Origin of the sequence: Luteimonas dalianensis (assembly GCF_049339425.1) — a bacterium.
GTDB classification, from domain to species: Bacteria; Pseudomonadota; Gammaproteobacteria; order Xanthomonadales; family Xanthomonadaceae; genus Luteimonas; species Luteimonas dalianensis.
Window position 1 is genome coordinate 202104 of the sequence record NZ_JBMPPO010000004.1, and the last position, 12071, is coordinate 214174.

At 71.9% G+C, this 12071-nt stretch carries 11 protein-coding genes; 5 read left to right on the top strand and 6 right to left on the bottom strand.

The window, feature by feature from the left end; genetic code table 11:
- The first annotated feature begins 59 nt into the window (after positions 1 to 59).
- On the top strand, positions 60 to 1346 hold the full coding sequence (purD, locus tag ACOZ90_RS07540; RefSeq protein WP_422893041.1) for a phosphoribosylamine--glycine ligase: 1287 nt from the start codon (positions 60 to 62) through the stop codon (positions 1344 to 1346).
- A 50-nt stretch (positions 1347 to 1396) separates the two neighbouring features.
- Here the strand turns inward: purD and ACOZ90_RS07545 are convergent, their stop codons facing one another.
- Complete coding sequence (locus ACOZ90_RS07545; RefSeq protein WP_422893042.1) at positions 1397 to 1618, bottom strand: hypothetical protein; 222 nt, start codon at positions 1616 to 1618, stop codon at positions 1397 to 1399.
- Positions 1619 to 1936: 318 nt separating this feature from the next.
- On the opposite strand from ACOZ90_RS07545, the gene ACOZ90_RS07550 reads away from it, so the two are divergent.
- Entirely contained in the window at positions 1937 to 3856 is a 1920-nt protein-coding gene (locus ACOZ90_RS07550; protein WP_422893043.1) for an MFS transporter, read from the top strand.
- 31 nt (positions 3857 to 3887) lie between these two features.
- Here ACOZ90_RS07550 and nudC read toward each other — a convergent pair whose 3' ends face one another.
- The 3 genes from nudC to ACOZ90_RS07565 are packed head-to-tail and all read right to left on the bottom strand — an operon-like array spanning position 3888 to position 5970.
- A complete protein-coding gene (nudC, locus tag ACOZ90_RS07555; RefSeq protein WP_422893044.1) occupies positions 3888 to 4769 on the bottom strand; it encodes an NAD(+) diphosphatase in 882 nt (293 codons plus the stop codon).
- Between the two features lie 27 nt (positions 4770 to 4796).
- Positions 4797 to 5174, bottom strand: a complete 378-nt coding sequence (gene erpA / locus ACOZ90_RS07560; RefSeq protein ID WP_422893045.1) for an iron-sulfur cluster insertion protein ErpA — start codon at positions 5172 to 5174, stop codon at positions 4797 to 4799.
- Positions 5175 to 5205: 31 nt separating this feature from the next.
- Positions 5206 to 5970, bottom strand: coding sequence for a DUF6776 family protein (locus tag ACOZ90_RS07565; RefSeq protein ID WP_422893046.1), 765 nt, complete (start codon positions 5968 to 5970; stop codon positions 5206 to 5208).
- A 129-nt stretch (positions 5971 to 6099) separates the two neighbouring features.
- Here ACOZ90_RS07565 and ACOZ90_RS07570 point away from each other — a divergent pair, with 129 nt between their 5' ends.
- From ACOZ90_RS07570 to ACOZ90_RS07580, 3 genes are all read left to right on the top strand, one after another.
- Positions 6100 to 6687 carry a DUF4126 domain-containing protein gene (locus ACOZ90_RS07570; protein ID WP_422893047.1) on the top strand — a complete coding sequence of 196 codons (588 nt, stop codon included), beginning with the start codon at positions 6100 to 6102 and terminating at the stop codon, positions 6685 to 6687.
- A gap of 127 nt (positions 6688 to 6814) precedes the next feature.
- Complete coding sequence (locus tag ACOZ90_RS07575) at positions 6815 to 8632, top strand: EAL domain-containing protein (RefSeq protein ID WP_422893048.1); 1818 nt, start codon at positions 6815 to 6817, stop codon at positions 8630 to 8632.
- A gap of 2 nt (positions 8633 to 8634) precedes the next feature.
- Positions 8635 to 11241, top strand: coding sequence for a hybrid sensor histidine kinase/response regulator (locus tag ACOZ90_RS07580; protein WP_422893049.1), 2607 nt, complete (start codon positions 8635 to 8637; stop codon positions 11239 to 11241).
- A 6-nt stretch (positions 11242 to 11247) separates the two neighbouring features.
- Here the strand turns inward: ACOZ90_RS07580 and bfr are convergent, their stop codons facing one another.
- Together bfr and ACOZ90_RS07590 are read right to left on the bottom strand one after the other, a co-directional pair.
- Positions 11248 to 11718 carry a bacterioferritin gene (bfr, locus tag ACOZ90_RS07585; RefSeq protein WP_422893050.1) on the bottom strand — a complete coding sequence of 157 codons (471 nt, stop codon included), beginning with the start codon at positions 11716 to 11718 and terminating at the stop codon, positions 11248 to 11250.
- Between the two features lie 108 nt (positions 11719 to 11826).
- Positions 11827 to 12018 carry a (2Fe-2S)-binding protein gene (locus ACOZ90_RS07590; RefSeq protein ID WP_422893051.1) on the bottom strand — a complete coding sequence of 64 codons (192 nt, stop codon included), beginning with the start codon at positions 12016 to 12018 and terminating at the stop codon, positions 11827 to 11829.
- Positions 12019 to 12071 lie beyond the last annotated feature (53 nt).

Genomic DNA, 12071 nt, shown 5'->3' on the forward strand with positions numbered 1-12071 from the left:
GCCGGCCGCGCAGCGCCCCCGTAGAATCGCCGGCACTCCCGCACGCCCCAAGGTGCCCCATGAAAGTGCTCGTCATCGGCTCCGGCGGCCGCGAACACGCCCTCGCCTGGAAGCTCGCCCAGTCACCCCGCGTGGACGAGGTGCTGGTCGCCCCCGGCAACGCGGGCACCGCGACCGAGGCCGGGTGCCGCAACGTGCAGGTGGCGGCCACCGATATCGACGGCCTGCTGGCGCTGGTCGCGCGCGAGGGGGTGGGTCTCACCGTCGTCGGGCCGGAGGCGCCGCTCGTCGCGGGTGTGGTCGACCGCTTCCGCGCCGCCGGGCACCGCATCTTCGGCCCCACCGCCGCGGCCGCCCGGCTGGAAGGTAGCAAGGCTTTCGCCAAGGACTTCCTGGCCCGGCACGGCATCCCCACGGCCCGCTACGAGGTGCACACCGAGGTCGGCCCCGCGCTCGACCGCGTGCGCGCCATGGGCGCGCCGGTTGTCGTGAAGGCGGATGGGTTGGCCGCGGGCAAGGGCGTGATCGTGGCCACGACGATCGAGGAGGCCGAGGCCGCGGTGCGCGACATGCTGGCCGGCAACGCGTTCGGCGACGCGGGCGCGCGGGTGGTCATCGAGGAGTTCCTGGACGGCGAGGAGGCCAGCTTCATCTCGATCGTCGACGGCGCCACCGCGCTACCCATGGCGACCAGCCAGGACCACAAGCGGGTCGGCGACGGCGACACCGGCCCCAACACCGGCGGCATGGGCGCCTACTCCCCCGCCCCGGTGGTCACGCCGGAGGTGCACGCGCGGATCATGCGCGAGGTGATCGAGCCCACCGTGCGCGGCATGGCGGCCGATGGGGCGCCGTTCACCGGCTTCCTCTACGCCGGGCTGATGATCGGCGCCGACGGCGCGCCGAAGGTGATCGAGTTCAACGTGCGCTTCGGCGACCCCGAGACCCAGCCGGTGATGATGCGGCTGCGCTCGGACCTGCTGGAGCTGGTGGAAGCCGCGGTCGACGGCAGGCTGGAGGGCGTCGAGGCCGACTGGGACCCGCGTGCCAGCCTCGGCGTCGTGATGGCCGCCGAGAACTATCCCGGCACGCCGCGCACCGGCGACGTCATCAGCAGCTGGGACGTACCCGAGCCGGAGGACAGCAAGGTCTTCCACGCCGGCACCCGGCTGGTCGACGACCAGGTGGTCACCGCCGGCGGCCGCGTGCTGTGCGTGTGCGCCCTGGGCGAGGACGTCGCCGAGGCGCAGCGCCGGGCCTACGAGGCAGTGGCCGGCATCTCCTGGCATGGCGAGTTCCATCGCCACGACATCGGCTGGCGGGCCATCGAGCGCGAGCGGGCCTGAGGACCCAGGAGCCGCGTGCCCGCGCGTAAATGCGGGGCCAGCGCCGCGTTCTAAAGGAAGAGCACCCGCTGGACTTCGCTGAGTACGACCGCGCAGGCCAGGCCGATCGCGAACCACTTGGTGGCAACCAGCAGCCTGGGCTCGCGGCCGGTGCGTGCCGCGCGCACCCCGCCGACGGTCAGCACCGCAAGCAGCGGCAGGCCCAGCAGCAGCCAGGCCCAGGCGGCGAAGGCGAGCGTATCGGCAAAGCTGCGGTCCGGCCCCGCGAGCACTGCGAGGGGAACGGCGAATGCGAGCGCCCCGGCCACCAGGCAGGCGGCCGGTATCGCCAGGCCCCGCGGAGACTCCCGTCCAACGGCCCCGGTACTGGCAACCGCTTGGCCGCGCGGCATCGATGCTTCCGACATTCCAGACTCCCTCACCTCGTGGCAGCACCGGCCCACTCGGCCAGCGCAAGCCTGCGGTCTAACACGGCGGCGGCGGGCGCGGCAATCGTGCGCTGCACCACCCGCGGCCCTCTGGAGGCGCCCGCGCGCGTGCGCAGCCTCCCGCCTCTGCTAGGCTCCGCCGGTCCCTCCGCGGAGGCCCGCATGGCCGGCCACAGCCAGTTCTCGCTGCTCACCCAGCGCCGGTTCCTGCCCTACTTCACGGTGCAGGCGCTGGGCGCGTTCAACGACAACGTGTACCGCCAGGCGATCATCGGCCTGCTGTTCTTCATGGGCGTGAGCAGCGAGGAGCGCACGCTCTACACCCACCTCGCCCCGGCGCTGTTCATCCTGCCGTACTTCCTGTTCTCCGGCATCGCCGGCCAGATCGCCGAGCGGATGGAGAAGCAGAAGCTGATCGTGGTCACCACCGCGATGGAGATCGCGATCATGGCGGTGGCCGCGGTCGGCTTCCTGATGTCCAGCATGGCCGTGCTGCTGGTGGCGCTGTTCTTCACCGGGGTGCAGGCGGCGCTGTTCGGGCCGGTGAAGTATTCGATCCTGCCCTCGGTGCTCAAGCCCGAGGAGCTGACCGGCGGCAACGGCCTGGTCGAGATGGGCACCTCCATCTCGATCCTGTGCGGGATGATCTACGGCGGGCTGGTGTTCCAGATCGCGGGCAGCTGGGGGCCGGAAACGGCCGCCGCATCGATCGTTGCGCTGGCCGTGCTGGGCAACGTGGTGGCGCGCCGGATCCCGAGGGTGGACGCGGGCGATCCGTCGCTGAAGGTCAACTGGAATCCCATCCCGGAGAACTGGGCGGTCTGGAAGCTCACCCGCCGCACCCCGGCGGTGCGCAACGCGGTGCTGGGCGTGTCGTGGTTCTGGTTCATCGGCACCATGCTCACCGCGCAGCTGCCCACCTATGCCGAGGTCAACCTGGGCGGCGCGCAGGAGCTGTACATCTTCGCCCTGGCACTGTTCTCCATCGGCGTGGGCGTGGGCTCGCTGCTGTGCGAGAAGCTGTCGGCGCGCACGGTGGAGATCGGCCTGGTGCCGCTGGGCGCGCTGGGCGTGAGCGCGTTCATGCTCGACCTGTACTTCGCCCGCCCGGGCGAGGCGCTGGCGGCGGGCCTGGACGTGGCCGCGTTCCTGCGCGAGCCGGGCAGCTGGCGGATCGCGATGGACCTGACCGGCATCGGCCTGTTCGTGGGCTTCTACGTGGTGCCGCTGTTCGCGCTGATCCAGAGCCGCACGCCGCGCACGGAGCTGTCGCGGGTGATCGCGGGCATGAACATCCAGAACGCGGCCTTCATCGTCTTCGCGGCGATCGTGGGCATCGCGGTGCAGCGGCTGCTGGGCTGGAGCATCCCGCAGGTGTTCCTGGCCCTGGCGATCGCCAACCTGCTGGTGGCCACGTACATCGTCACCATCGTGCCCGAGTTCCTGATGCGGTTCCTGAGCTGGCTGCTGGTGCGCACGCTGTACCGGCTGCGGATCGAGGGCATCGAGGAACACGTGCCCGACGAGGGCCCGGCGCTGCTGGTGTGCAACCACGTCAGCTACATGGACGCGCTGATCCTGGCGGCCAGCACGCCGCGGCCGGTGCGCTTCGTGATGTACCACCGGATCTTCGACATCCCGGTGATGCGCTGGATCTTCCGCACCGCGCGCGCGATCCCGATCGCGCCGGAGAAGGAGGATCCGGCGCTGATGCAGCGGGCCTTTGACGAGATCGACCGCACCCTGGCCGAGGGCGGGCTGGTGGCGATCTTCCCCGAGGGGCGACTGACCGTGGACGGGGAGATCGCGCCGTTCCGGCGCGGGATCGAGCACATCGTCGAGCGTGCCGCCGCGCGCGGGCAGCAGATCCCGGTGGTGCCGATGGCGCTGCGCAACATGTGGGCCAGCATGTGGAGCCGGCGCGGCGCCGCGGCCGAGGCCGGCGGCCCCGGCCGGATGCGCCTGCCGCGCCGCCTGCGCGCGCGCATCGGCGTAGTCGCCGGCCCGCCGGTCACCGGCGCGGACGCGACCGCGGAGAGCCTGGAGGCGCGGGTCAGGGAATTGCGCGGCCCCAACCCGTAGGAGCGCCTCTCAGGCGCTCCTACGGGGGTGGTCAGTTGCGCGGGCGGGCGTGCCAGCGTTCGATCAGCCAGCGCGAGATCGAGATCCGCGGCGACAGCTGGATTTCGCCCTCGCCGCGCAGGGCGGCGCCGATCTCTTCGCGGGTGAACCAGCGCACCGCCTCCAGCTCGTCGGTGTTGGGCACCGGCTCGTCGGGCCCGGCGTCGGCCTCGAAGCCGAGCATCAGCGAGGACGGGAACGGCCACGGCTGCGAGGCCAGGTAGCGGCAGGCGGTCACCCGCACCGCCGATTCCTCGAACACCTCGCGCAGCACCGTCTGCTCCAGCGTCTCGCCCGGCTCCACGAAGCCCGCCAGCACCGACCAGCGTCCCGCCGGCCACGTCGCCTCGCGCCCGAGCAGCAGGCGCTCGCCGTCGCTGACGGACACGATCACCGCCGGGTCGGTGCGCGGATAGTGTTCGATCGCGCAGCGCCCGCAGCGGCCCAGCCAGCCGGCGCGTTCAAACGCCAGCTCGCCGCCACAGGCGCCGCAGTAGCGGTGCCGCGAGCGCCAGTGCAGCACCGCCCGCGCCTGGGCGAAGGCGGTCGCCTCGCGCACCGGCCACGCCGCAGCCGCCGCGCGCAGTGCGATCCGGCGCGGCGCCGGCAGGCCGGCCGATTCGGCCGGCAGGGCGAACCAGCCGCGCCCATCGTCCAGGCCCAGGAACACCGCGTCCGCCGGCAGCGCCGCGGCCACGTCGCCGCCGCTCACCGCCAGCAGCGCATCCTGCGCGTCCGCCAGCGCCAGGCCTTCGCCGTCGAGCAGCAGCAGGCGCGCCTGCGGCCACAGTGCCGCGAGCCCGGACGGGTTGCTGCGCAGGTGTTCGGCGCGATCCAGCGGCGCGTCGACGAAGGAAAATGCCATGGCCGCCATCATCGCACGGCCGCCGATGCCGGCAAGTTACATGGTGAAGCTGGAGCCGCAGCCGCAGGTGGTCTTGGCGTTCGGATTGCGGATGGTGAACTGGGCGCCGTGCAGGCTTTCCACGTAGTCCACCGCCGAGCCCATCAGGTACTGCAGGCTGAGCGGATCGACCAGCAGGCGCACGCCGTCGGTATCCACCGCCACGTCGTCGTCGCCCTGCTCCTCGTCGAACTCGAAGCCGTACTGGAAGCCCGAACAGCCGCCGCCCTGGATGTAGACACGCAGCTTGAGCGCCTCATTGCCCTCGCCGGCGATCAGTTCCCTGACCTTGGCCGCCGCGGCGGGGGTGAAGTCGATCGGCCGCTGCAGCGACTGGTAGCCGGCGTCGTTTTCGGGGAGCCCAACGATATCCATGTGGCCAGCATGGGGGCCCGGCGCGCCCGGTTCAAGCGCCTGGGGTGGAACGTCCCGTCGCATCCGCCCACGGGAACGACTGCTCCACCGCGCTGCCGCGGGCGGGCGCGGCGCGCACCGTCACCCGCACCGGGGTGAACCCTTCGGGCAGCACGATGTCGCCCTGCACCTGCTGGAAATACCTGAACGAGTAGTCCACCGCCGGCGCGTCGTCGTTCTGGCGCAGATCCGTCCACGCCAGCTCTTCCAGGCGGCCGTTGCGGCTGCCTTCGATGGCCAGGGTCAGCGTGCCTTCGCTGGCCTGGCCGCGCTCCCGGTTCTGGGTCAGCGTGGCCGAGAAGTGCCACACCTGGCCCTCCCCGGGCCGGATCTGCAGCTCGTGCACGGTCAGGCCGCGACGCTCGGCGGTCGATCCGACGAAGCGCTCGTAGAAGGCGACCTCGGCACGCAGTCCGGCCACCTGCTCCTCGCGCTCGGCCAGGGCGCCCTGCAGGTCGCGGTTGGCCTCGCGGCTGATCTGATCCGAACGCGCCAGCGTGGTCACCCGCTGCTCCAGCTCGTCGAGCTGCTGGCGCAGGGTGGCCGGATCCTCGCCCGGCCCGGCGCCGAACACGATCCACGTGCCCCAGATGCCGAAGGCAAGCGACAGCAGCACCAGCGCGAACAGCCCGTAGAACCAGTTGACGTGCAACTCGCGTGGCCCGGCCGGCGCATCGCCGTCGCCGGCAGCCGGGGCCGGGCCGCCGGGCACGGCCTCGTCCCGCGCCTCCTGTCCGGGGTGCTCGCTGTTGCTCATCCGGCCAATGGTATCGCCCGCCCGCGGCTGCGACACGGCCGGCCCCGCCCGGGGTTCGCGCGGGTTCAGCACGCCCATTGCCTATACTCGCCACAGCGTCCCGCCGTGCCGCGGGCACCCGGAGGCCCCATGTCCGAAGCCCACCTGTTCGCCATCGGCGTGTTGCTGGCCTGGCTGGCCGGCATCCGCGCCTACCTGACCGTGTTCGGCGTGGGCCTGGCCGGCGCGCTGGGCTGGCTGGATCTGCCCGAGGCGCTGCAGGTCACCACCTCGCCGTGGGTGCTGGGTATCTCCGGCGTGCTGGCGCTGCTGGAATTCTTCACCGACAAGATCCCGGGCGTGGATTCGGCCTGGGATCTGCTGCAGACCCTGGCGCGGGTGCCGGCCGGCGCCTTCCTGGCCGCCGCCGCGCTGTCGCCGGACGGAGAGCTGGGCGCGGGGATGCTGGCCACCGGCGCCGGCGTGGCGCTGGGCAGCCACGTGCTCAAGGCCGTCTCGCGGGCCATGCTCAACACCTCGCCCGAACCGGTCAGCAACCTGGCCGTATCCACCTCCGAGGACGCGGTGGTGGTGGGCGCGCTGGCCCTGGCGCTTGCCTCGCCGTGGCTGGCCCTGGCGCTGGTACTGACGATCGGCATCGGCAGCGCGCTGGTGGTGTGGTGGGTGTGGCGGCGGCTGTTCAGGCGCCGCCGGCCGCCGGAGCCGATCCGCTCCTGAGCGCCTGATTGTGCGCCGGCGCACGGAACCTGCGGCCGGCACCAAGCATGATCCACGTTGCACCGGACGAAGCCCCGCGCCCGCGCGGCGGCTTGCCTGCATCCGCCAATAGCGGCACAGTCGAATGATGGGGACGAGCACAGACATTCCCCGCGCCGAATTCCCGCCGGCGCGGTATTGGCGACGCTGGTGCGCGGACGCGGATCCGCCGACGCTGCCGGCCGCCGAGCCCGATGCCGCGCAGGCCCACGCGGATCGCCCCGCCGTGCCCGGCCCGGCGTCCGCCGCCGCCAGCAGCGGCGAGCCGCCCTACCGCGTGCTGGTGGTGGAGGACGATCCGAGCCAGGCGCTGTTCGCCGCAAGCGTGCTGGGCGGCGCGGGCATCCAGGCCCAGGCGGTGTCGGATCCGGAACAGGTGATCGCCACCCTGGAGTCGCTGCGCCCCGACCTGGTGCTGATGGATCTGCACATGCCGGCGATCGACGGCGCCGAGCTGACCGACATGATCCGCTCGCACGCCACCCTCTCGCACACCCCGATCGTGTTCCTCACCGGCGATCCGGATCCGGAGCGCCAGTTCGAAGTGCTGGAGATCGGCGCCGACGACTTCCTGACCAAGCCGGTGCGCCCCCGCCACCTGGTGGCCGCGGTCGAGAACCGGATCATGCGTGCCCGCCAGCAGCAGGCCCGGCGCGCGGCCGACAGGCCCGACCCGGGCACCGGCCTGCTCACCCGCAGCCGCATGTTCCAGCGCCTGGCCGCGGCCATCCCCAACGACAGCGGCGCCCTGCACGTGCTGGAGATCGCGGGCCTGTCGGCGCTGCGCGCCCGCCTGGGCTACACCGCCCTGGAGGAAGTGCTGGGCGCAGCCGCGCGCCAGATGGCCACGCTGGCCGGCGACCACCCCGCCGCCCGCATCAACGACAACACCTTCCTGATCCACGTGGCCGGCGACGGCGACGTGGAAGACTTCGCCCGCTACCTGCGCGACGGCCTGGCCCGCGATGCGTTCACCGCCGGAACCGGGAGCCTGCGCCTGCGCGCCGCGGTGGGCAGCGCGCGCATCACCCCCGCCTTCGACAGTGCGGGCGCCGCGCTGGCGGCGGCCGAGCAGGCGCTGCGCGAGGCCCGCGCCGCCGCCCATGGCATCGCCGTGTACGCCGCGCCGGCCGCCCAGGAAAGCGCGTCCGAGGGCCTGTCCCGGCAGCTTGCCGACGCGGTGTCCGAGCGCCGGCTGGAGCTGGCCTACCAGCCGATCGTGGCGGTGGCCGGCGGCGACGACGCGCAGTACCAGACCCTGCTGCGGATGCGCGACGGCGAAGGCGTGCTGCACCCGGCCGGCGCGCTGCTGCCGGTCGCCGAGGCATCGGGCCTGATGCACGAGATCGACCGCCAGGTGATGGAGCTGGCCATCACCGTGCTCGCGCGCCAGCAGCAGAAGGGCGCGCCGGTGCGGCTGTTCGTGTCCCAGTCCCCGCACAGCCTGTCGCACGAGGGCTATCCGGAGTGGCTGCTGGGCGAACTGGCGACCGCCGGCGTGGAGGCCTCCGCGCTGGTGATCGACGTGCGCCAGGACGACGCCCTGATCCACAGCATTTCACTGCTGGAGTTCGGCGCGAAGATGGTACCGGCCGGCGTCCAGCTGTGCCTGGGCCACTACGACCCGGGCGGTGAGGTGGACGCCCTGCTCAGCCAGCTGCCACTGAGCTTCGTGCGCCTGGCGCCGGACTTCTCCAGCAAGCTCACCGACGGCGCGGTGCGCGACCGGATGCGCGAGGCGATCGAGCGCGCCCACCGCCACGGCCTGCTGGTGATCGGCCAGCAGGTGGAGGATCCGCAGGCGGCGGCCACGCTGTGGATGAGCGGCATCGACTTCATCCAGGGCAACCTGGTGCAGCAGGCCGCAGGTGAACTGGACTTCGACTTCCACGACTCGGTGCTCTGAACATGCGTACGCAGGCAAGGATTGGCCCGTTCGCCCTGATGCTCCGCTGGCTCGCGCTGGGCGCGGCCTGCGGCGCGGCGCTGGTGCTGCTGCTGGACTACTTCGGCCTGGCCGGCCCCTGGCAGGGCATCGGACTGGTGCTGGTGCTGCTGGCCGCTTTCGCGGTCAGCGCGACCACGATCGCCATGCACCGCCACGAGCGCGAGCTGGAGGACATCGAGGCGCTGGTCAAGCGCAGCGAAGCCGAGCGCGAGGAGCTGCGCGGACAGATCGAACGCCAGGCCCAGCTGGAGCAGCAGCTGCGCCACGCCAAGCGCACCGCCGAAGCCGCGGTGATGGCCAAGGGCGAGTTCCTGGCCACCATGAGCCACGAGATCCGCACCCCGCTCAACGGCATCGTGCCGATGCTCGACCTGCTGATGCACGCGCGCCTGGCGCCCGACCACGCCGAGCTGGTGCGCACCGCCCACACCTCCTCGCAGCAGCTGCTGCGGATCGTCGACGACATCCTCGACTACTCCAAGCTGGAGGCCGACAAGCTGGAGCTGGAATCCACCGCCTTCAACATCCGCGAGCTGCTGGAAGACGTGATCGAGCTGATGGAGCGCCCGGCCCAGAGCAAGGGCCTGCGCCTGCACCTGCAGATCGACCCGGGCGTGCGGCTGCCGGTGCGCGGCGACCCGGTGCGGCTGCGCCAGGTGCTGGGCAACCTGCTCAGCAACGCGGTGAAGTTCACCGAGCGCGGCTCCATCAGCGTCAGCGTGCGCCGGATCGGCGAGAGCACCGCCCAGCACCAGCTGCGGTTCGAAGTGCGCGATACCGGCGTGGGCATCGCCAAGGCCGCGCAGGGGCGGCTGTTCCAGGCCTTCAACCAGGCCGATGCCTCCACCACCCGCCTGTACGGCGGCACCGGCCTGGGCCTGGCGATTTCCAAGCGCATCGTGGAGCTGATGGACGGGCAGATCGGGGTGGAGTCGGAGGCCGGCCAGGGCGCCATGTTCTGGTTCGAGGTGCCGCTGCTCAAGGTGCACGGCGACATGCCGACGCACGAGCGCCTGGCCGACGGCGGACGCCTGCTGCTGCTGAGCACCGACCCGCGCCTGCGCCTGCGCCTGTCGATGCTGCTGCCCAACTGGGGGCTGCGGGTGAGTACCGTGGAGACCACCCAGGAAGCGCTCAACCGGCTGCGCTCGGCGGCCAGCCAGGGCGAGCCGTGGGCGTATTCGACCGTGCTGGCCGACCTGGCCGGCATGCGCCACACCGCGCTGGCCCTGCACCGCAACCTTGGCCGCCAGGCCATCTACGGCGACCTCAAGCTGGTGTGCCTGTACGGAGATGATGAAGTGCCCGAGGAACTGCGCCGCGACACCACCGTGCTCAGCCGCCAGGCCCCCGACGCCGACCTGCGCGCGGCCCTGCTGGGCCAGCCCGAGGCGCGGTCGCAGATGCTGCTGGACGGGGACACCGCGGGCGCGGAGATCGTGCCGGCCGGATCACCCGAATCATTCGCCCCGGCCACGCCTCCCGCCGCCGCGGGCACGGCGCCCGCAGCCACCGACACCGACCCTGCCACCGCGCGCCCGGCGCGCACCCCGCGGGTGCTGCTGGTGGAAGACAACCCCGTCAACCTGATGGTCGGCCAGCGCCTGCTGGCGATGCTGGGCATCACCTGCGACACCGCCGGCAACGGCGAGGCGGCGCTGATGCGCATGTCCGCCTCGCGCTACGACCTGGTGCTGATGGACTGCCAGATGCCGGTCATGGACGGCTACACCGCCACCCGCCAGTGGCGCAACAGCGAGATCGAGGCCGGCGGCACCCGCCACCTGCCGATCATCGCCATGACCGCCAACGCCATGGCCGGCGACCGCCAGAAGTGCCTGGACGCGGGCATGGACGACTACCTGCCCAAGCCGGTGACCCGCAGCGAACTGGAGCGCTGCATCTACCACTGGTGGAACCCCGACCAGCCCGCGCGCGACGAGCCCGGGATGGAGGAGGAGGAATCCGGGCCGGAGATGGCCGCGGCCGGGGATGCCCCCGACATCGGCGATGACGCGGACGCAGCCAGCGACCGCGTTGAAACGGCCGCAGCCGGAACGGCGGCGCCCGGCGCCGCGGCCGTCGCCGAAGCCGCGACACCCGTCGAGCCCACCTCCGCTCTTCCCGCGGCCGCGCCCGGCGCGGCGGACATCGAACCGGCCGCGCCGCCCAGCCCCGCCGTCGAGCCTCCCGCGGCACCCGCCGCCCCGGTTCGCCAGGCTCCGCCGGTGATCGACGAGGAAGTGCTCGGCGAGCTGCGCACCATCCTGGGCGACGAGGTCGAACACCTGGTCGACGTGTTCCTGGAAGACACCCCGAAACTGCTGGCGCGGCTGGAGATCGCCGCCGCCGGCCCCGACTACGACGACCTGCGCGACGCCGCCCACTCACTCAAGTCGTCCAGCGCCAACCTGGGCGCGATGCTGCTCTCGGCCGCCGCCAGGCGGGTGGAGCTGGGCGCGCGCGAACGCAACCTGGAGCGGCCGGCCGTCGCCGTCGCCCTGGTGGTCAACGAGTTCGCGCGGGCGCGGCGCCAGCTCAAGGCCGGGATCCGCACCGGGGCCTGACCCCGGTCAGTCCTCCATCTGCTCCTGCAGCCAGTTCTCCAGGCCAACCCGCTCGACCAGGTCGAGCTGGGTCTCCAGCCAGTCCACGTGCTCCTCCTCGTCCTCGAGGATGTCCACGAACAGTTCGCGGCTGACGTAGTCGTCGACCTGCTCGCAGTACGCGATCGCCTCGCGCAGCAGCGGGATGCCTTCCAGTTCCAGCGCCAGGTCGCACTCGAGGATCTCGCGCGGGCCCTCGCCGATCTTCAGCTTGCCCAGGGCCTGGAAGTTCGGCAGCCCTTCGAGGAACAGGATGCGCTCGGCCAGCTTGTCGGCGTGCTTCATCTCGTCGATCGATTCCTCGTACTCGTGCTTGGCCCAGCGCCCCAGCCCCCAGTTCTTGAGCATCTTGGCGTGCAGGAAGTACTGGTTGATCGCGGTCAGCTCGTTGTAGAGCGCCTTGTTGAGGAACTCGATGACCTTCTTGTCACCTTTCATCTGGGGTCTCCTGGATCGATCGCCCACCACTGTACCGCTCCCGCCATTTTCATGGCGGAACGCGAATCGTCATCATTCAAGGGGCGGCGGCGACGCCGCGCGGAGGGCTCAGGCAGCCTGGTCGATGACCGGCAGCGGCAGGAGGGCTTCGGCCATGAGACCGGTCGCGGTCTCGATGCAGCTGCCGCAGTTGGAACCGCAGCCGGTGCGCATCATCAGCTCCGACATGGAGCCGCAGCCGGCTTCCGCCGCGTCGCGGATTTCGCTGTCGGTGATGCCGTGGCAGAGGCAGACGTACAAGGGCGCGCACCTGGATCGTGGGACAGGTGCATTCTGGGCCCAACCGAGAATGA

Coding starts and splice junctions, on each gene's coding strand:
- purD (WP_422893041.1), top strand. CDS start 60: ATGAAAGTGCTCGTCATCGGCTCCGGCGGCCGCGAACACGCCCTCGCC.
- ACOZ90_RS07550 (WP_422893043.1), top strand. CDS start 1,937: ATGGCCGGCCACAGCCAGTTCTCGCTGCTCACCCAGCGCCGGTTCCTG.
- nudC (WP_422893044.1), bottom strand. CDS start 4,769: ATGGCGGCCATGGCATTTTCCTTCGTCGACGCGCCGCTGGATCGCGCC.
- erpA (WP_422893045.1), bottom strand. CDS start 5,174: ATGGATATCGTTGGGCTCCCCGAAAACGACGCCGGCTACCAGTCGCTG.
- ACOZ90_RS07565 (WP_422893046.1), bottom strand. CDS start 5,970: ATGAGCAACAGCGAGCACCCCGGACAGGAGGCGCGGGACGAGGCCGTG.
- ACOZ90_RS07570 (WP_422893047.1), top strand. CDS start 6,100: ATGTCCGAAGCCCACCTGTTCGCCATCGGCGTGTTGCTGGCCTGGCTG.
- ACOZ90_RS07575 (WP_422893048.1), top strand. CDS start 6,815: ATGGGGACGAGCACAGACATTCCCCGCGCCGAATTCCCGCCGGCGCGG.
- ACOZ90_RS07580 (WP_422893049.1), top strand. CDS start 8,635: ATGCGTACGCAGGCAAGGATTGGCCCGTTCGCCCTGATGCTCCGCTGG.
- bfr (WP_422893050.1), bottom strand. CDS start 11,718: ATGAAAGGTGACAAGAAGGTCATCGAGTTCCTCAACAAGGCGCTCTAC.